17 protein-coding genes and 1 pseudogene are annotated in these 18899 nt (G+C 75.1%); 7 read left to right on the top strand and 11 right to left on the bottom strand.

Annotated features, from left to right (window positions below; all coding sequences use genetic code 11):
- Window positions 1-206: 206 nt before the first annotated feature.
- From ABD363_RS30870 to ABD363_RS30860, 3 genes are all read right to left on the bottom strand, one after another.
- A complete protein-coding gene (locus ABD363_RS30870; RefSeq protein WP_344609566.1) occupies window positions 207-842 on the bottom strand; it encodes a response regulator transcription factor in 636 nt (211 codons plus the stop codon).
- Window positions 842-2065, bottom strand: coding sequence for a sensor histidine kinase (locus tag ABD363_RS30865; protein WP_344609562.1), 1224 nt, complete (start codon window positions 2063-2065; stop codon window positions 842-844). The genes ABD363_RS30870 and ABD363_RS30865 overlap by 1 nt, the downstream gene beginning before the upstream one ends.
- A 92-nt stretch (window positions 2066-2157) precedes the next feature.
- The gene (locus tag ABD363_RS30860) at window positions 2158-2820 is read right to left on the bottom strand and encodes a DedA family protein (RefSeq protein WP_344609560.1); all 663 of its coding nucleotides are present in this window, start codon (window positions 2818-2820) and stop codon (window positions 2158-2160) included.
- Window positions 2821-3106: 286 nt separating this feature from the next.
- Here ABD363_RS30860 and ABD363_RS30855 point away from each other — a divergent pair, with 286 nt between their 5' ends.
- Window positions 3107-3454, top strand: coding sequence for a tetratricopeptide repeat protein (locus tag ABD363_RS30855; RefSeq protein WP_344609558.1), 348 nt, complete (start codon window positions 3107-3109; stop codon window positions 3452-3454).
- A gap of 72 nt (window positions 3455-3526) precedes the next feature.
- Here the strand turns inward: ABD363_RS30855 and ABD363_RS30850 are convergent, their stop codons facing one another.
- Window positions 3527-4939: a PepSY-associated TM helix domain-containing protein gene (locus ABD363_RS30850; protein ID WP_344609556.1), complete on the bottom strand. Its 1413-nt coding sequence runs from the start codon at window positions 4937-4939 to the stop codon at window positions 3527-3529.
- A gap of 127 nt (window positions 4940-5066) precedes the next feature.
- Between ABD363_RS30850 and ABD363_RS30845 the strand changes: the two genes are divergently transcribed.
- A complete protein-coding gene (locus ABD363_RS30845; RefSeq protein ID WP_344609554.1) occupies window positions 5067-5711 on the top strand; it encodes a peptide deformylase in 645 nt (214 codons plus the stop codon).
- Between the two features lie 153 nt (window positions 5712-5864).
- On the opposite strand, the gene ABD363_RS30840 is transcribed toward ABD363_RS30845, so the two are convergent.
- The gene (locus ABD363_RS30840; RefSeq protein WP_344609552.1) at window positions 5865-7295 is read right to left on the bottom strand and encodes a dihydrolipoyl dehydrogenase family protein; all 1431 of its coding nucleotides are present in this window, start codon (window positions 7293-7295) and stop codon (window positions 5865-5867) included.
- A gap of 119 nt (window positions 7296-7414) precedes the next feature.
- Here ABD363_RS30840 and trxA point away from each other — a divergent pair, with 119 nt between their 5' ends.
- Window positions 7415-7801: a thioredoxin gene (gene trxA / locus ABD363_RS30835; protein ID WP_344609550.1), complete on the top strand. Its 387-nt coding sequence runs from the start codon at window positions 7415-7417 to the stop codon at window positions 7799-7801.
- Between the two features lie 47 nt (window positions 7802-7848).
- Here trxA and ABD363_RS30830 read toward each other — a convergent pair whose 3' ends face one another.
- Together ABD363_RS30830 and ABD363_RS30825 are read right to left on the bottom strand one after the other, a co-directional pair.
- A complete protein-coding gene (locus ABD363_RS30830) occupies window positions 7849-8883 on the bottom strand; it encodes a LacI family DNA-binding transcriptional regulator (protein ID WP_344609548.1) in 1035 nt (344 codons plus the stop codon).
- Window positions 8884-9011: 128 nt separating this feature from the next.
- The gene (locus ABD363_RS30825; protein WP_344609546.1) at window positions 9012-9674 is read right to left on the bottom strand and encodes a TetR/AcrR family transcriptional regulator; all 663 of its coding nucleotides are present in this window, start codon (window positions 9672-9674) and stop codon (window positions 9012-9014) included.
- A 153-nt stretch (window positions 9675-9827) separates the two neighbouring features.
- Between ABD363_RS30825 and ABD363_RS30820 the strand changes: the two genes are divergently transcribed.
- Together ABD363_RS30820 and ABD363_RS30815 are read left to right on the top strand one after the other, a co-directional pair.
- Window positions 9828-10391: an NAD(P)H-dependent oxidoreductase gene (locus tag ABD363_RS30820; protein WP_344609544.1), complete on the top strand. Its 564-nt coding sequence runs from the start codon at window positions 9828-9830 to the stop codon at window positions 10389-10391.
- A gap of 289 nt (window positions 10392-10680) precedes the next feature.
- Window positions 10681-11874, top strand: a complete 1194-nt coding sequence (locus ABD363_RS30815; RefSeq protein WP_344609542.1) for a CaiB/BaiF CoA transferase family protein — start codon at window positions 10681-10683, stop codon at window positions 11872-11874.
- A gap of 59 nt (window positions 11875-11933) precedes the next feature.
- Here ABD363_RS30815 and ABD363_RS30810 read toward each other — a convergent pair whose 3' ends face one another.
- Complete coding sequence (locus ABD363_RS30810; RefSeq protein ID WP_344609540.1) at window positions 11934-12599, bottom strand: phosphoribosyltransferase; 666 nt, start codon at window positions 12597-12599, stop codon at window positions 11934-11936.
- A gap of 254 nt (window positions 12600-12853) precedes the next feature.
- On the opposite strand from ABD363_RS30810, the gene ABD363_RS30805 reads away from it, so the two are divergent.
- Window positions 12854-14083 carry a polysaccharide pyruvyl transferase family protein gene (locus ABD363_RS30805; RefSeq protein ID WP_344609538.1) on the top strand — a complete coding sequence of 410 codons (1230 nt, stop codon included), beginning with the start codon at window positions 12854-12856 and terminating at the stop codon, window positions 14081-14083.
- A 492-nt stretch (window positions 14084-14575) separates the two neighbouring features.
- Here ABD363_RS30805 and ABD363_RS30800 read toward each other — a convergent pair whose 3' ends face one another.
- Window positions 14576-15469: a LysR family transcriptional regulator gene (locus ABD363_RS30800; protein WP_344609536.1), complete on the bottom strand. Its 894-nt coding sequence runs from the start codon at window positions 15467-15469 to the stop codon at window positions 14576-14578.
- 100 nt (window positions 15470-15569) lie between these two features.
- Between ABD363_RS30800 and ABD363_RS30795 the strand changes: the two genes are divergently transcribed.
- A complete protein-coding gene (locus ABD363_RS30795; RefSeq protein ID WP_344609534.1) occupies window positions 15570-16658 on the top strand; it encodes an alcohol dehydrogenase catalytic domain-containing protein in 1089 nt (362 codons plus the stop codon).
- Window positions 16659-17149: 491 nt separating this feature from the next.
- Here the strand turns inward: ABD363_RS30795 and ABD363_RS30790 are convergent, their stop codons facing one another.
- Complete coding sequence (locus ABD363_RS30790; protein WP_344609564.1) at window positions 17150-17806, bottom strand: dienelactone hydrolase family protein; 657 nt, start codon at window positions 17804-17806, stop codon at window positions 17150-17152.
- Window positions 17807-17977: 171 nt separating this feature from the next.
- Window positions 17978-18577: pseudogene (locus ABD363_RS30785) on the bottom strand (sigma-70 family RNA polymerase sigma factor); the annotation flags it as partial.
- Window positions 18578-18899: the final 322 nt, after the last annotated feature.

The raw sequence follows: 18899 nt of genomic DNA, 5'->3' as shown, positions 1-18899 counted from the left end.
CGCGCCGGAAGCACGGCCGCGGCAGGCGGCGGACGAGCGCCCGGCCCCGGCCCCGGCGGCGGCGAGCGCCGGCGGATCGCCCGGCACGGGACGCCGCGGTCCGAGAGGTGCGCCGGGGGGCGGACGGCCGGCGGGGTCCGGGGCCGGACCGGGGAGCGCGGGGCGGCCCGGGCGGGGAGCGCACGCGTGACCTGCGACCGGTGTCCCTACGACTTCAGGTATCTCAGGACCGCCAGGATCCGCCGGCTGTAACCGGTGGTGCGGGACAGCTCCAGCTTGTCGAAGATCGCGTTGAGGTTCTTCTCCACCGAGCTCAACGAGATGTGCAGCTTCTGCGCGATCGCCGTGTTGGTGTGCCCCTGGGCCAGGGTCTCCAGAACGCTGCGCTCGCGGGGCGTGAGACGGGTCAGCGGATCCGCGTGCGTCGTGCGGACGACCAGCTGCCGCACCACCTCGGGGTCGATGGCGGCGCCCCCTGCCCGGACGCGTTCCAACGCGTCCAGGAACTCCTCCACCTGGGCGACACGGTCCTTGAGGAGGTATCCCACCCGTTCCGCGCGGGAGGCCAGCAGCTGCAGCGCGTAGGCGCGCTCGATGTGCTGGGACAGCACCAGCACGCCGACCTCCGGCCACCGCTCGCGGATCTCCAGCGCCGCGCGCAGCCCCTCGTCGGTGTGCGTCGGAGGCATCCGGATGTCGAGGACGACGACATCGGGCCGCCGCGAGGCGATCTCCTCCAGCAGGGGTTCGGCGGCGCCGAACGCGCCCAGGACCTCGTGTCCCTCCTCGGCCAGGAGCCGCACCAGTCCCTCGCGCAGCAGGGTCGAGTCCTCGGCGATCATCAGGCGCACGGCAGCTCCGCGGTGATGGTGGTGGGTCCCCCTTCGGGGCTGTCGACGCGCAGGACGCCGTCGAGCGCGGCCGTCCTGCCGCGCAGTCCGCTCAGCCCGCTGCCCGCGGGGTTCGCGCCGCCTCTGCCGTTGTCCCGGACCTGCACGGTGAGCACTCCGCCGCGGAGCGCCACCCGCACGGAGACGGCCGTGGCGCGGGAGTGCTTGGCCGCGTTGGTCACGGATTCCGACACCACGAAGTACGCCGCGGTCTGCACCGGCCGCGGCAGTGGCCCGCCGACGTCGAACTCCGTGCGGACCGGGATGCCGCACCGCTCGGACACTCCGGCCAGCGCTTCCTCGAGCCCCAGGCTGTCCAGCGCCGAGGGGTAGACCCGCCAGGTCACTTCACGCAGTTCCGCGAGGAGGTCCCGGGACTCCTCGTGCGCCTGGCGCAGCAGGGCGTCCGCCTGCTCGGGGCTGCGTCCCCTGCGTGCCCGGCCGAGCAGCATGCCCAGTGCCACCAGCCGCTGCTGGATCCCGTCGTGGAGGTCCCGCTCGATGCGCCGGCGTTCGGCGTCCACGGCCCGTACGACCGCCGCCCGGCTGGCGGCCAGTTCACGGATGCGCCGTTGCAGCAGTTCCCGTTCGGAGGGGCCGAAGCACTCGCGGGCGATGCGCGCGTCGAGGGCGGCGAGCGAGTGGAGGCCCTGGAGGTCGAGGAAGAGCAGCACACCGCCGAGGAGTACCTGCGTCAGCAACTCGTCCCAGCGGAGGCTCGCCTGGACCGTTCCCCGCACGAGCAGCCCCGCCAGGACGATCCCGACGCCCAGCAGTCCGATCACGACGCCGCACAGCAGCCCCGTGCAGCTGCGGACCGCCAGATAGTGAAGGATCTTCCGGTCGGACGCCTTGTAGTGCTCGGGGAAGCGGTCGCCGAAGAAGACGGCCCGGCGCGCCCGTTCCAGGGCCGTCAGCCGACGGGCTCCGGTCAGAACGATGTGGAGGGCGCTGGTCCGGGTGTGCGGCCACAGCAGGAAGGGGCCGAGGGCGGTGCCGGTCACGAGGAAGTGGAGGAAGCCGAGCAGGGCCGTGCCGCAGCCGAGGAGCGTACCGGCGCTCCGACGCGGCCAGGAGGCCGGCGGGATCGCCGCAGCATCGTCCCCGCCGGAGTCGTCGTGGCCGGATGGGCCCGGCAGGTGATGGGCGGTGCTGCCCGCGGAGTCCCCCTGCACGAGGGCCGAGCCTAGTGGGGCCGCATGGCCGGAGCAAGATCGATCGGGCTGTGAGCGGGACCGGGCCGCGGTGCGCGTGTGCCCGCCGTGCGTCATGAAGTGCGGCGGTGCCGGGCCCGGTTGCGGCTCCGCAGCCGTACGGCCACGCAGGCCGCGGCGGCGACGGCCGCCAGGACCAGCACCGCCTTGGAGAGAATCCCGACGTAGGTCTCCACGGCCTCCCACTGGTCGCCCAGCCAGTAACCGGCCAGCACCAGGACCGAGTTCCAGATCAGGCTGCCGAGCGTGGTCAGCATGACGAACACCGGCAGGGGCATGCGCTCCACTCCGGCGGGGACGGAGACGAGGCTGCGGAAGACCGGCACCATGCGGCCGAGGAAGACCGCCTTGGTGCCGTGTCTCGCGAACCACTGTTCCGTGCGCTCCAGGTCGGAGGCCTTCACCAGCGGAAGCCTCGCCCAGACCGCGTGCACGCGGTCACGGCCGAAGAGCATGCCGATCCAGTAGAGGACCACGGCTCCCGCGACCGAGCCGAGCGTGGTCCAGAACAGCGCCGAGGTCAGGGTGAGGACCCCCTGTCCGGCGGCGAACCCGGTCAGCGGCAGGATCACCTCGCTCGGCAGCGGCGGGAAGAGGTTCTCCAGCGCGATGGCCAGGCCGGCTCCGGGACCACCCATGGTGTCGACGAGATCCGCGGCCCAGCCCGCGATGCCGTCGGCGGGTTCGTGCGGCAGGGCCAAGGGCGTGAGGTGCATCCGAGTCTCCAAGCCTGCGGGGCGGCCGGGGCAGGCGCCCCGGCCGCCCTCCACGCTAGGAATCGCAGCTCAAAGGCGGTATGCGGATTGCCGTCCGGTCCGGTGCGGTTTCCCGCACCGCTCACCCTGCGGGAAACCGCACCCGTACGGACCGGGCACCGCGCCGGGGGGTCAGGGTCCGCCCCGGCGCCTGCCCGGGGCGGCGGCCGCGGCAAGATATTTCGAACCTAAGTAGTGGAATGTTTTACGAGATGCGGTGGTTGGGGAGCGTCGAAGGAGGTCACGAGTGGACACGACGTACTACGACCACGGAACGCCGGCGGAGCGCTGGGAGCGGGCGCTGATGTTCTTCGACGCCAAGGACTACGCCGCCGCCGCGCGCGTGCTGGCCGGGCTGGTCGAGGAGGTGCCGGAGCAGACCGGACCGCGGCTGCTGCTGGCGCGCGCCTACTACCACTCGGCCCAGCTGCGGCGCGCGGAGGCCGAGTTGCGCGTCATCGTCGAGCGCGACCCGGTGGAGCACTACGCCCGGCTGATGCTGGGCCGCACGCTCCAGCGGCAGGGGCGGCACGAGGAGGCCGAGTCGCATCTGCGCATCGCCTCGGCCCTGGCGGGCGACTTCGAACGGGTCTGAACCCCTCGCCCCGGTGCCCGGCTCCGTCCAGGAGCCGGGCACCGGCGCGTCCGGGCCCCGCGGCCGGCTCCGTCACCGCGCCGCCGCCCCGCCCCCGTACGTCCGCCGCCCCCGCCGGTGGGCGATCTCGCCGAGGACGACGTCCACCGCCAGGAACGCCGCCAGCGGAATGCCCAGCAGCGGCACGAAGTAGCCGGTCACCGCGACCGCCGCCAGCAGCGGGACGAGGATCTGCGGGGGCACCCGCTGCCAGGCCCCGCGGGGGACCGGCCGGCCGAAGGAGGAGCCCCGGCCGCGCTGCCACCACATGCGGTAGCCCCACCCGACGAGCGCGATCAGGGCGAGCGCGAGCAGCATCAGGGCGATCTGGTTGGCCAGGCCGAACAGGACGCCGGTGTGCAGGTCGATGCCCCAGCGGGTGAGTTTGGCGAGCAGCGGGTAGTCCGCGAACCGCAGGACGTCGGTGACCTCGCCGGTGGCCGGGTCGACGGCGACCGCGTCCTGCTTCTCGGGCCAGCTGCGCTGCACCTGCTGCACGGCGTACGCGGACTCCGCGTCGGCGGGCGGGACGATCTCGACGGGGTCGGTGAGTCCTTCGGCGCGGGCGGCGGCCAGGACCCGGTCCAGGCCGACGTCCCGGCCGGCGCCGGGCGCGGCGCCGGCCGGGGCGGCGCCGTGGCCCGCGTGCTCGCCGCCCGCCGTCGTCGACAGGGACGGGGTGGCCTGGCCGAGCGAGGTGCGCAGCTCGTCGATGTGCGCGCCGGCGTACGCCGACCAGGTCAGGCCGGTCGCGGACAGGAAGAGGAAACCGGCGGCGGCCCAGGCGCCGACGGTGCCGTGCAGGCCGAGCGTGCGGCGCCGCCCGCTGGTGCCGCGCACCGTGCGCAGGGCGCGGCGGCGGGAGAACCACAGCACCAGGCCGCCGCCCGCGATGACCCACAGCCAGCTCGCGGCGAACTCGCTGTAGAGCCGGCCGGTCTCGCCGAGGTGCAGATCGCGGTGGAACTCGTCGATCCAGGTGCGCAGCGGCAGCGCGCCGGTCGACCCGTACTGTTCGAGCGCGCCGCGCACCTTCCCCGTGTACGGGTCGACGAAGACGGCGAGGACATGGGTGTCGTCGACGCCCTCGACACCGGACAGCAGCACCCTGGTGCTCGCGTCGGCCTCGGGCGAGGGGCGCACGGCCGTCACCGTGCCGCCGGGATGGGCCGCGCGGGCGGCGGCCACCTGCCGGGAGACCGGCAGCTTGCGCTCCCCCACGGGGACGGTCGTCTCCTGGGCGTACACGATCTTCTCGGCCTGGAACGACGCGGCGTACAGGAAGCCGGTGACCGCGGCGACGAGCAGGAACGGGGCCACGAACAGCCCGGCGTAGAAGTGCAGGCGCAGTACCAGGGGACGCAGCGCGGCCCATCCGCCGGGGGCCGGCGGCGGGGAGGCGGGGGGCGGGGCCTCGTCCGTGGTGGTCGGGGGAAGGGTGGTCATCGTGGCCTCTCCGGGGGGTCGGGGTGCCGTGGCGCTCCGGTAGTCGGATCCGCGGCCCGTCGAGTTCCGGGAGGGGTGTGTGGCATGGGTCACACGGCAGGGCGGGAGGGCGTGGCATGCTGACGCGATGGGAACTCCGAACGATCGCGCGCCCCTTGCCGAGCGGGTCGAGGAACTCCTCGCCGGCGCGGGCCCGTTGCCGATCGTCGCGGCCGGCGACCCGGTCCTGCGGCGCGGCGCCGAACCTTTCGACGGGCAGCTGGAACCCGGGCTGCTGGCCCGGTTCGTCGAGGCGCTGCGCGTCACCATGCACGCGGCGCCCGGGGTGGGGCTGGCCGCGCCGCAGGTGGGCGTGGCGCTGCGGATCGCGGTGATCGAGGATCCGGCGCCGGTTCCGCAGGAGGTGCGCCTGGCCCGCGGGCGGGTGCCGCAGCCGTTCCGGGTGCTGGTCAATCCGTCGTACGAACCCGTGGGCACCGCGCGGGCGGCGTTCTTCGAGGGCTGTCTGAGCGTGCCGGGCTGGCAGGCGGTGGTGGCCCGGCACGCCGAGGTGCGGCTGCGGGCGCGGGACGAGCACGGGCGGGCGGTGGACGAGGTGTTCTCCGGCTGGCCCGCGCGGATCGTGCAGCACGAGACGGACCATCTCGACGGCGTGCTGTATCTCGACCGGGCGGAGCCGCGGTCGCTGTCCTCGAACCAGGCGATGGCGGAGCGCTGGACGCAGCCGACGCCGCACGAGGCCGCGGCGGCCCTGGGCTTCGAGCTGCCCTGACGGGGCGTGCGCGGCGTGCGCCGCACCGGCGGTGCGGCGCGGGGCGCGTCCGGCTCGTCCCCGTCCGCCGGGGGCGGGCCGGGGAGCGCGTCGGCGCGCCGTCCGGCGCCGGGCGGCCCGCCCCGCGGAACCGGCCCCCGGCGCCGCGGGGCCTCAGTTGTCGCGGTAGGCCTCCAGCAGGCGCAGCCACACCTCGCTGATCGTCGGGTACGACGGCACCGCGTGCCACAGACGGCTGACCGGGACCCGCCCGGCGACGGCGACGGTCGCGGAGTGGATCAGTTCGCCGACGCCGGGGCCGACGAAGGTGACGCCGCGCAGGATCTCGTCCTCGACGTCGACCACCATGCGGGCCCGGCCGCGGTAGCCGTCGCCGTACAGGCCGGCGCCGGCGACCGAGGAGAGGTCCACGTCGACGGCCCGGACGCGGTGGCCGGCCTGCTCCGCCTCGGCCAGCGACAGGCCCACGGCCGCCGCCTCGGGGTCGGTGAAGACGACCTGGGGGACGGCGGCGTGGTCGGCGGTCGCGGCGTGCGCGCCCCACGCCTGCGCGCGGAGGGTCTCCCCGGTGGCCCGGGCGGCGATGGCGGCCCCCGCGATCCGCGCCTGGTACTTGCCCTGGTGGGTGAGCAGGGCGCGCCGGTTGACGTCCCCGACGGCGTACAGCCAGTCGTGGCCGGTCACCCGCAGGCTGTCGTCGACGTCCAGCCAGGAGCCCGGCGCCAGGCCGACGGTGTCCAGGCCGATGTCGTCGGTGCGCGGGGCGCGGCCGGTGGCGAAGAGGATCTCGTCGGCCTCGACCCGGTCGCCGGCGCCGGTGACGACCACGACGGTGCCGTTCTCACGCGACACCGACTCCACCGAGGTGCCGGTGCGGACGTCGGCGCCGGCCTCCTCGAGCGCCTCGGCGACCAGTTCCCCGGCGAACGGTTCCATGCGGCCCAGCAGCCCCTTGCCGCGGACCAGGACGGTGACCTGCGCGCCGAGGGCCTGCCAGGCCGTGGCCATCTCGGCGGCGACCACGCCGCCGCCGACCACCACCAGCCGTCCCGGCACGGTCTGGGCGCTGGTGGCCTCCCGGCTGGTCCAGGGCCCGACGTCGGCGAGTCCCGGCAGGTCGGGCAGCAGGGCGCGGCTGCCGGTGCAGACGGCGACGGCGTGCCGGGCGGTCAGGACGCGCCGCTCGCCGTCGGCGCCGGTCACGGTGACCGTGCGCGCGCCGGAGAGCCGTCCGTGCCCGCGGTGGAGGTCGGCGCCGATGCCGTCGAGCCACCGGACCTGGCCGTCGTCCTGCCAGTGGGAGGTGTACTCGTCCCGGTGGGCGAGCACCTCGGGCGCGTCCAGGGGGCCCCGCACCGACCGGCGCAGCCCGGGCACGCGGCGGGCGTCCGCGCGGGCGATGACCGGCCGCAGCAGGGCCTTGCTGGGCATGCACGCCCAGTACGAGCACTCGCCGCCGACCAGTTCGCTCTCCACGACCGCGGTGGACAGCCCGGCCGCGCGGGTGCGGTCGGCGACGTTCTCCCCCACGGGGCCCGCGCCGAGCACCACGACGTCGTACTCGATGGATTCCGTTTCCGTCATGGGGTCAGTCTGGTGGGTGGTGTGCGCGAGGGCCACACGGGTACGTGCGCGGAATACGTGACCGGCCGGCCGTGTTGTGCCGACGGCTCTGCCCGACACCCAGGAAGAGGGAACACGCCATGAGCAGCACCGTGGAGCTCACCAAGGAGAACTTCGACCAGACGGTCACGGAGAACGACTTCGTCCTGATCGACTTCTGGGCGTCCTGGTGCGGGCCGTGCCGTCAGTTCGCGCCCGTGTACGAGAAGGCGGCCGAGGAGAACCCGGACCTGGTGTTCGGCAAGGTGGACACCGAGGCACAGCCGGAACTGGCCGCGGCCTTCGGCATCCAGTCGATCCCGACGCTGATGATCGTCCGGGACCAGGTCGCCGTGTTCGCGCAGCCGGGCGCGCTGCCCGAGGCCGTGCTCACCGACGTCATCGGGCAGGCGCGGAAGCTGGACATGGACGAGGTCCGCAGGACGATCGCCGAGCAGCAGGAGCAGGCCGGGCAGACCGGGCAGTGACCCTCACCGGGCGCCGCGGTCACCGCTGAGCCGGCCGGAGGGCCGGTTCAGCTGGACTCCCGGTGCACCACCGCCGCCCCCAGCACCGTGCGGCGCTCGGGCGGCGCGGCGGGGTCGCGCACCGCGCGGTCGACCAGTTCGGCGAGGTCGCGGCCGGACGGCAGCTCGATGCGGACCGTGCTCAGCCGGGGCCGCAGCAGCCGGCCCAGCATCAGGTCGTCGGCGCCGATCAGGGCCGTCTCGCCGGGCACGGCGATGCCCTCGTCCTGCAGGGCGCGCATCAGCAGCATCGCGTACTCGTCGTTGTACGCGAACACGGCGTCCAGGCCCAGCTCGCGCCACCGTGCGGCGAGCCGTGCGGCGGCCGCCTCCTCGTAGGCGAGGGGCAGTTCGGTCACGGTGGCGCCGGTGCCGCGCACCGCGCGTCGCACGCCTTCCAGGCGCGGCCCGGAGAACACGCCGAGTCCCGGTTCCCGGGGGACGACGACGCCGATCCGGCGGCGGCCGCGGTCGTACAGGTGGCGGCCGGCGCAGTGGCCGACGGTCTCGTGGTCCATGAGCAGGGCGTGCGCCCCCTCGACGGCCTCGGGGCCGAGGGTGACCACGGCGCGGGCGCCGGAGCGCCGGAGCACCGCCACGCCCCGCGCGTCCAGTCCCGAGCCGGGCGCCAGGATGGCCACCGGCCGCAGTTCGGCCCAGGCGCGGACGGCCTCGTCGCCGTGCACGCCGACGGTGCCGTACTGCACCACGGTGTAGTCCAGGCGGCCGAGCGCCCACTGCAGTTCGTTGATGAACCGGCCGTACAGCGGGCCGACGGGGACGGTGGGCGCGGGCATCAGGACCATCCGGCTGTGCCCGGCGCGCAGGCTGCGGGCCGCCGCGTGCGGGACGTACCCGAGTTCCTTCGCGGCCTCGCGGACCCGGCGGCGGGTGGGCTCGCTGATCCGTACGGCGCTGGTGTTGTTGAGGACGTAGGAGACGGTCGCGCGCGAGACGCCGGCCAGGCGGGCCACATCGGCGCTCGTGGGCGCGGAGCGCGGTGCGGGCGACGCGGTCGCGGGCGTTTTCGGTATCTGCACCATGACGTACCGCATCTTGGCAGAAGCCGGACGGAGCGTTTCGGGCGGGGGAAGCCCGTGGCGCGGTCGGCTCCGCGCCACGGGGCGGGAGTGGGGGCCGTCTCCCCCGGTGGCCTCGGGGAATCCCGGTCTCAGCGGGGCGGCTCGGTGCGCGTGACCCGCGCCACCAGGTCCAGCCAGCCCGCCTCCAGCCGCTCCATGGGCATGCCGCACTGCTTCGTCAGGTGGTGGACCAGGACGGGGTCGAGGTATCCCATCAGCGTGTGGGCCAGCAGCTCGCAGTCCGCGTCCGGGACGGCCTGCCGCAGCAGCAGCGTGAGGTGGCCGCGCAGGAAGCGGCGCGGCGCGGCGGTGAAGCGGCGCTCGGCGCCCGGCTCGGCCGCCAGTTGCAGTTCGAGTTCGTCGGCCGAGCGGCACAGCAGGGCGCGGCCGAAGGCCCGCAGCCGCTCCACGGGCGGCGCTCCGGGCCCGAGCGGGGGCGGCCCGCCGAGGAGCGCCGCCTGGAACTTCCTCTCGGAGTGGTCCAGCAGCGCCATCAGCAGACCGGTGCGGTCGCCGAAGCGGCGGAAGACCGTGCCCTTGCCGACCGAGGCCGCCGCGGCCACCGCCTCCATCGTGACTCCGGCCGCGCCGTGCTCCGCCACCAGGCGGGCCGCTGCCTCCAGCAGCCGGGCCCGGTTGCGGGCCGCGTCGGCGCGCAGGCAGGGCTCGTCCCGCCCGGAGCCGAGCTGGACCAGTTCGGGGTGGCCGGCGGACTCCTCGGGCGCGGGGAAGGGCGGCAGGGCGGCGGACATGAAGCCAGCGTAAAGCATCGGGAACAAAACTGGACCGTGGTCCGCTTAAGGTGCTACAACATAAAACGGACCTCGGTCCGGATTTGTGACGGCAGTGTTTCGGCATCTGTCCCGCACCCGTTCCCGCTTCCTTCCTGCACCTGGGAGTCACGCATGTCTGTTCGTATCCTCGCGCTCGTCGGCAGCCTCCGCGCCGGTTCGCACAACCGCCAGCTCGCCGAGGCGGCCGTCAGGCTCGCGCCCGAGGGCGCCGCGGTGGAGCTGTTCGAGGGCCTGGCCGACATCCCGTTCTACAACGAGGACATCGACGTCGAGGGCAGCGTCCCGGCCGCCGCCGCCAAGCTGCGCGAGGCCGCCGCCGCCGCGGACGCCCTGATCCTGTTCACCCCCGAGTACAACGGCACCATCCCCGCCGTCCTGAAGAACGCCATCGACTGGCTGTCCCGCCCGTACGGCGCCGGCGCCATCAGCGGCAAGCCGGTCGCCGTGGTCGGCACCGCCTTCGGCCAGTACGGCGGGGTCTGGGCGCACGACGAGACCCGCAAGTCCGTGGGCATCGCCGGCGGCAAGGTGATCGAGGACATCAAGCTGTCCATCCCCGGCTCGATGACCCGCTTCGCCGAGACGCACCCGGCCGACGACGCCGAGGTCGCCGCGCAGCTGACCGAGGTCGTCGCCCGCCTGCACGGCCAGGCCGGCGCGTCCGCCGTCGCCTGACCGCGGCACGCGCCGTGCGGGGCCGGAGCCCACGGGTTCCAGCCCCTCCCCTTTCCGCCCGCCCTCCCCGGATCCGGACCGGGTCCGGACCGGATCCGGAGGCCACCGGCCGCGGGCCGGCGACGGCCTGGCACCCCACGCCGGGTCCGGCGCCCCTCCCGCGAAACGGCCGCGAACCCGCTGTCCGACGGCCCGGGGCGCCGTTGACAGCGTCCGGGTCCGGCCGTAGAAAACCCCTACGGTCCCCGTGCCCGCCCCGGGACACGCAACCGGACCGGGAACCGGAGGCATGGGCGTGCAGCGGCTTCCCCTGTCCGGCGTCACGGTGGTCGGCCTGGAGCAGGCCGTGGCCGCGCCCTACGCCACCCGGCAGCTCGCCGACCTCGGCGCCCGAGTGATCAAGGTGGAGCGGCCGGGCGGCGGCGACTTCGCCCGCCGCTACGACACGACCGTCCACGGCCAGTCCAGCTACTTCGTGTGGCTCAACCGGTCCAAGGAATCCCTCACCCTGGACCTGAAGGACCCGCGGGCCGTCGGGATCCTGCACGAGCTCCTCGACGGCGCCGACGTGTTCGTGCAGAACCTCGCGCCGGGCGCCGCCGACCGCCTCGGCCTGGGCGCCGGCGCCCTCACCAGCCGTCACCCGCGGCTGATCCCGTGCACGGTCTCCGGCTACGGCACCACCGGCCCCTGGTCCGGCCGCAAGGCGTACGACCTGCTGGTGCAGTGCCAGACCGGCCTGGTGTCGCTGACCGGGACACCCGAGGCGACCGCCCGCGTCGGCATCTCCGTCGCCGACATCGCCGCCGGGATGTACGCCTACAGCGGCATCCTCACCGCCCTGTACGTCCGCGCCACCACCGGCGAGGTCCGTCCCGTGGAGGTCTCCCTGTTCGAGGCGCTCGCGGAGTGGATGGGCCAGCCCGCCTACTACACCCGCTACGGCGGCGCCCAGCCCGCCCGCCTGGGCACCCGGCACGCCACCATCGCCCCGTACGGCGCCTTCACCGCCGCCGACGGCAAGGAGGTGCTGTTCTCCGTCCAGAACGAACGCGAGTGGGCCGCGCTGTGCGCCCGCTTCCTGGAGCGGCCCGAGCTGACCGACGACCCGCGGTTCGCGACCGGCGCCGACCGCGTCGCCCACCGTGCGGAGCTCGACGCCGTCGTCGCCGCGCGCTGCGCCCGCTCCGGCAGCGCGGAGATCCTGCGGGACCTGGAGGAGATCGGCATCGCCTGCGCCGGGGTCAACGACGTCGCCGCGTTCCTGGACCATCCGGTGCTGGCCGCCCGGGACCGTTGGCGGCAGGTGGCCGTGCCGGGCGGCGCCCTGGTGGAGGCGCTGATCCCGCCGGCCGGCCTCGCGGGCGTGCCCGCCCGCATGGACGCCGTGCCGGCCGTCGGCGAGCACACCGACGCCATCCTCGCGGAACTCGGCCGCACCCCGGCCGACATCGCGGCCCTGCGCGCCGACGCCGTCGTCTGACCGGCCGCCGCGGACGCCTGCGGGGTGCGGGGGCCCGGGCCGCGTCCGCCGGGCGCGGCTCACATCCCCCGGTGGCGCACCGTCCGCCGCCCGTGCAGCGCCTCCAGCACGTCCTCGTCGGTCAGCTGCTCGAAGTCCTCGTACCAGACGCCGACGGCCAGGAACGCGGCCGGCTCGTGCAGGCAGACCACCTCGTCGGCCTCGGCGCGCAGCAGCCGGGCCGCCTCCGGCGAGGAGACCGGCACGGCCAGCACCACCTTCGCGGGCTCCCGACGGCGTACGGCGCGCAGCGCGGCCCGGGCCGTCGAGCCGGTCGCCAGGCCGTCGTCGACCACGATCACGGTACGTCCCCGCAGGTCGGGGGCGGGACGGCCCTGGCGGTAGCGCTGCTCGCGGCGGCGCAGCTCGGCGCGTTCGCGGGCCACCACGGGAGCGAGTGCGGCCTCGGTGAGCCCCAGCCGGCGCAGGGTCCGCCCGTCGTAGAGCGGCTCGTCGTCCCCGGCGATCGCGCCGACGCCGAACTCCTCCTGGAACGGGGCGCCGATCTTCCGCACGACGAGCACGTCGAGCGGGGCGTCGAGCGCCAGGGCGACCTCGCGGGCCACGGCGACGCCGCCGCGGGGCAGGGCCAGGACGACGGGGTCCTCCAGGGCGCCCGCGTCCCGCAGGGCCCGCAGCCTGTCGGCCAGGGCCCGCCCGGCCTGGCGGCGATCACGGAACCGCATGGCGGCTGCCCCTCCTTCCCTCGGCTCCCCCGGTGCTTCCCGGTGCTTCCCGCGTGGCGGCGGCCCCCCCCTCGGTCCGGCACCCGCGTACCCCCTCGCCGTCCTGCGATGCACACCCCCCGGACTTGTCGTACGGTCGCCGCAGCAGGCGTGTTTCCGAGCGGGCGGCACACGACACCCGCGCCCCGCGCGGCCGGGCCGCCGCGCGTCACCGCCACCCGCCCAGCAGTCTCCGACATGACGGGAGTTCCCGGATGACCACTGCGCTCTCGCATCCGCACCCCGCCCGGTCGGGCCCGCGCATCGGCGTGCTCGGTTCCTACGGCGGTTTCAACATCGGTGACGAGTCGATCCTGACCTGCGTCCTCGGCTGTCTGCGGGCCCACCGGCCCGACGCGCACCTCGTCGTCTTCAGCCGCAACGCCGAGCACACCCGCGCCCACCACCGCGACGCCGACGAGGTGATCGACTGGGAGGGCGTCAGCCGCCACCACGTGCTGGACGCGCTGTCCGGCCTGGACCTGCTGGTGCTGGGCGGCGGCGGCACCCTCTACGACGGTGAGGCGCGCCGCTATCTGCGGCTGGTGCGGGCCGCGCAGGACCGGGGCGTGCCCACCTTCGCCTACGCCGTCGGCGCCGGGCCGCTGCGGGAGCCCGAGGACCGGGAGGCGGTGCGCACCGTCCTGACGGACATGGAGGAGGTGGTGGTGCGGGACCAGGAGTCCAGGCTCGTCCTGGAGGAGGTCGGGCTGGAACGCGAGGTCACCGTCACCGCCGATCCGGCGCTGCGGCTGCGGGCGGAGCCGTTCACCGACGACATGATGCGCGGCGAGGGACTGCCCCTGGACACCCGGCTGGTGGGCATGTCGGTGCGGGAGCCGGGCCGGGCCGCCGAGAAGCTGGACGAGGGCGACTACCACGCGCTGCTCGCCGACGTCGCGGACTTCCTGGTGCGGCGGCTGGACGCGCACGTGGTGTTCCTGCCGATGGAGCGGCACGACGTACGGCACGCGCACGCGGTGCTGTCCCACATGACGGCGCCGGACAGGGGACGGATCCTGCACGGCTCCTACAGCCCCGGCCAGGTCCTCGGCTTCATGCACCACCTGGACCTGGCCGTCGGCATGCGCCTGCACTTCGTGATCTTCGCGGCGCTGTCCGGGGTGCCGGTGCTGCCGCTGCCGTACTCCGGCAAGGTCTTCGACTTCGCGCGCCGGCTGGGCGCTCCGGCCCTGGTGGGGGTGGCGCGGGAGCAGGCCGGGCTGCTGCTGGCGGAGGTGGACCGGCTGTGGGACGAGTACCCGCAGCGCCGCGCGGACCTGCAGGCGCGCATCCGCGAGCTGTCCGCGCTCGCCAAGGAGACCGGCGTGCGCTGCGGGGCCCTGCTCGACGAGATCGACGCCCGGCGGGCGGACGCGGCACGGCAGGTGGAGGCGGGGCCGCGCGAGCCGCGCGCCGTCGAGGTCGGCCCGCTGAGCGCCTGACCCGCCCGCCGCAGGACACCGGGCGCCGATCCCGCACGAGCCCGGCGGCACCCGCACGGTCGCCCCGCCGCCGCGGCGGCCGGTGCCTGAGCCGAAGCACGATAGCTGTCACCAAGGCAGCGTGTTGTCACCAGGACCCTCGGACGGAGTGCACCGGGCTGGTGCGACTGAGTGACTGCAGTTGCCGGTGAGCTGCGAGTCGGCCGTTTGAGCGTTCCGATTCTTCGGCTTGGGACAGGCGGTTTCGGGCCTTTTCGCCTTGTGAGGGCAGCGGCCCGGATCCCCCTTGACTTGTCCACGCCACTGCTCAGGCGTAGCCGCGGGCAGCGTGGAGCACCTGGAGTTCGCTGGAGCAGCCCGCCCCGGGCTGCGAGCCCGGACCAGCTCGCTCGCGTGTCCGCACGTTGGACCGTCATGTACGTGATGCCATGCTGTGACGGCGGCGGAGCCGGGCGTCAGTACCGCGAAGAACAGGCCGGCGGTGGCGGCGGTTCAGGCGGTCGAAGTGATCGCTCGGGTGACGGCCGTGATCGCCGGAGTGGGGTGGCCGCCCAGGCGTGCCACGAGCACCCGGCGGATCTCGGGGGGTGCGCCGTCGACGCGCAGCAGGCTTACCCCCGGCGGCAGTACCGGTGAGAGCCGGGACGGCACTGTGGTCACGCCGAAGCCGCCGGCGACCAGCTGGAGTTTGGTCAGCCAGTCGCGCGCGGAGTGGATGATGCGCGGCCGTCCGGGCAGGCCGGGCCAGACGCCGAGCAGCGGCTCGCCGCCTGATGACGGGGTGGCGATCCAAGCGGCGTCGACCAGTTCGTCGACGTGCACCGTGGTGCGCCCGGCGAACTCGCCGTGCGAAGGCACCGCCACGACCAGTTCGGTGTCCGCGACGGCCTCGAGGTGCAGACGCGGCGAGTCGCCGTCGAAGGGCCGGTGGGGTGGACGGGACGTCAGCACGGCGAGGTCGAGCGAGCCCGCGCGCAGCGCCCGGATCAGGGTGGGTGTGGTGCCCTCGCGGGTGGTGACCGTGATCTGCGGGTCGGTCGCCGCGAGGTGGGCGAGTGCGGCGGGCAGGATCGCCGAACCCGCGCTCAGGACTGCCCCGAGCCGTACAGGTTCGGTCCGTGGGACGGTCCCGGTGAGCTCACGCTCGGCCGCCGCGAGCGAGGCGAGGACCGTGTGGGCGTGCCGCAGCAGGGTCAAGCCGGCGGGAGTGAGCCGTACCCCGTCCGGGCGGCGTTCGAACAGGGTGGTACCGACGCTGCGTTCGAGGGCGGCGGCCTGGCGGGAGACGGCCGACTGCGTGTATCCGAGCCGGGCGGCCGCCGCGGTGAAGCTGCCGGACTCGGCGATCTGCCGCAGGACCCGCAGTCCCGCGCTGGAGACGTCCATGCCGGATACGCATACCACAGATGCCGGATCCTCGCTTCCGGCATGCTCGTCCCGCTCCTAGTGTCGATCTCAAGAGCACGGACAACACGGAGGTCATCACGTGCGAGCAGCAGTTCTGACGCGGTTCGGCGCCCCGCTCGCGGTGCGGGAGGTACCGGACCCCGAGGCCGGGGGCGGTGAGGTGGTGGTCGAGGTCCTCGCCGCCAACGTGGCGCCCTACGCGGCCGAAGTCTTCAGCGGCAAACGGAACTACCCTCTTGTCCCCCCTGTCGTACCCGGTGTCGGCGCGGTGGGGCGGATCCTCCACGTCGGCCCGGACGCCACCCGGCTGCAGGCCGGCGACCTGGTGTGGTGCGACTCGACGGTGCGCTCGCGGGACGACGCCCTGACGCCCGACATCACGCTCCAGGGCTGGAGTTCGCGCGGCGAGGGCGGCGCGCGGCTCGCCGAGTACCTGCACGACGGCGCGTTCGCCGAGCTCATGCGGGTCCCGACGGAGAACGTCTACCCGCTGCCCGCCGCGGCCGGGGAGGATCCGGCCCGCTGGGCCGCGCTCACGGTGCACACCATCTCCTACGGCGGGCTGCTGAGAGGCGGGCTCGCGGCCGGCGAGACGCTGCTCGTCAGCGGGGCCACCGGCAACCTCGGCAGCAGCGCTGTCGCGGTCGCGCTCGCGATGGGCGCGGGCCGCGTGGTCGCCCCCGGCCGCAACAAGGCCGCGCTCGACCTGCTCGCCGACCGGTTCGGTCCGCGTCTGCGCCCGGTCCCGCTGACCGGGGACGAGGCCACCGACCGCGCGGCGATGTCCGCGGCAGCCGACGGCCCGATCGACATGGTGATCGACCTGCTCCCGCCGAGCGCGCCCAGCTCGGCCTCGCGTGCGGCGGCCATGAGCGTGCGCGAGTACGGCCGCGTCGTCCTCATGGGCGGCGTCGGCATGCTCGGTGGCGACGACCTCGCACTCCCGTACCCATGGATCATGCGCAACTCGGTCACCGTGCGCGGGCAGTGGATGTACCCGCGCACAGCCAATGTCGGCATCATCCGGCTCCTCGCCTCGGGCACTCTGGATCTCGCCCCCGAACGGGTCCGGTCGTTCGGCCTCGATGCCGTCAATGACGCCATCACGTACGCCGCCGCGCACGGTGGCCCGTTCGACCGCACCAGCCTCACCCCGTCAGCCGGCTGACACGGCCCACTGATCCACACCACTCGCACGACCCGCCACCCTCACGGGCACAGGCAGCCATACTGCTGCTGTCTGACGTGCACGATGCCGATGGGGGCAGGCCCCGTAGGCCGGCTCGGCCCTCCACCGCTTCGGCCGCGCCACGGGCCCGCCGTTCAGGACCCCCGGTTCCTGCGGCCCGGCGGCCAGGAGTCCCGCCACGAGCTAGCCCGCGTCATCCGCCACGGCAAGCACGGGACAGGTCGAGTCATCGCAGGCCGGAACTCGCACGGCGGCCGGAGGCTGTGACAACAAGCCTGCAAATTCGGCTCCGGTGACAACAGCGCTGCCTCTTCGGTGACAACCGTCCTGCTGCGCGCCGCGTTCAACCCCAGGTCAGCGGACCGCAACGGGGACATCTATCGTGCTTCGGCTCAGTGCCGCGGAAGCCGCTGCGGCAGGACGCCCGGCCGCGCACCGGCGCGCCCGCCGCCCGCTGACGGCGGGCGGTGTCAGCGGGCGGCGGCCCGCAGCCGGTCCTCGCACCACTGCCGGGCGGTGGCGGCGACCTCCTCCAGCGCGCCGGGCTCCTCGAACAGGTGGGTGGCGCCGGGCACGACGTGCAGGGTGTGCGGCGCGCGCAGCCGCCGGGCCGCCTCCTCGTTCAGCCGCAGCACCCGGCGGTCCCGTCCGCCGACGATCAGCAGCACCGGTGCGCGTACGGCGTCCAGCGCGTCGCCGGCCAGGTCGGGCCGTCCGCCGCGGGAGACGACGGTCAGCACCGGGCCGGGCCGCTCGGCGGCGGCGACCAGGGCCGCTCCGGCGCCGGTGCTCGCGCCGAACAGGACGACGGGCAGCTCGCGGGTCCCGGGCTGCGCCCGGAGCCAGTCGACCGCGGCCACCAGGCGCCGGCCCAGGAACGGTATGTCGAAGCGGAGTTCCCCGGTCAGCGCGTCCTGCCGTTCCTCCGCTTCGGTGAGCAGGTCCATCAGCAGGGTGCCCAGGCCGGCGGCGCGCAGTTCCCCGGCGACCCTGCGGTTGCGCGGGCTGTGCCGGGAGCTGCCGCTGCCGTGCGCGAACAGCACCACGGCCCGCGCGGAGTCCGGCAGCACGAGGTCACCCGCCGGCTCCGCGCCGCCGACGGGCACCGTGACCATCTGGGAGATCATCGGCGGTCCCTCCTCTCCTTCCCGGGCCCCGGGAGCCCGGAGCCCGGCCCCGCGGTGCCGGCGCGCACCGGGCGCCCCGGCGGCCGCTGCGTCCGGCCCCCTTTCCGGCCGCGTACCCACGACGGCGGCGCGGTCCCCGGTCCGGCGCCCCCGTTCAGGACGCGGCGGGGCCGCGGCGGGGTCCTCCGCCGCCGTCAGCAGGGCGAGCAGGGTGGCCCGGGCGCGGGCCACCCGCGAGCGGACGGTGCCCACGGGACAGCCGCCGACCGCGGCGGCCTCCGCGTACGGCAGGCCGAGCAGCTGGGTCAGCACGAACGCCTCGCGCCGCTCGTCCGGCAGCGCGGCCAGCAGGTCGAGCAGGACGACGCCGTCGTCGAAGCCGGGCAGGTGGCGGGGCTGGGCGAGTTCGACGGCCGACCGCCAGTCCGGCGCTGCGCACGGACGGGGCCGGGCGGCGGCGTACCGGAGACTGTCGGCCACCGCGCGGCGGGCGATGGCGAGCAGCCAGGTGCGGGCGGAGGAGCGCCCCTCGAACCGGGGCAGGCCGGCGAGCGCCCGCAGGAACGTGTCCTGCGCGAGGTCGTCGACCGCCTGCGGATCGGCGCACCGGCGGGCGATGTAACGCCGCACGTCGCGGTGCAGGGCGCGGACGAAACGCTCGCCGGCGGCGAGGTCGCCGGCGCGGGCGGCCAGCGCCCAGGCGGTCGCCGCCTCGTCGGCGCTTCTCTCGGGGTCCGCGTCGGATGACGCGGGCAGGGCAGGACCGATCACCTGGTGTCCCTCTCGGATCGTGCGGAACCCGGCCCGGCGGCGCGCGGGGGCGCGCGGCGGACCGGTGCGCGGGGATACGGCCGTACCGCGCCCGGCGGGGGCGTACGGCCGGGGCCCGGGGCGCGCTGCGGCCGCCCCGGGTGGCGCCGGCTGTCGTCAGCGGACAGCGGCCCGCGGCGGTGGTCCCCGGGAGGTGATCGGGCGGACGGGGAGCGGCAGGCGCGGCGCCCGGTCCGAGCGGCGGCGCGGCAGGCGCGGACGCGGCCGGCGGGGCGGCGCGACGGCGGCAAGTCGGAGGCCAAGCGGTCTTAGGAAGACAAAA

Origin of the sequence: Streptomyces glaucus (assembly GCF_039533365.1) — a bacterium.
Lineage (GTDB): Bacteria > Actinomycetota > Actinomycetes > Streptomycetales > Streptomycetaceae > Streptomyces > Streptomyces glaucus.
This window is presented reverse-complemented; position numbering and strand designations above follow the sequence as displayed.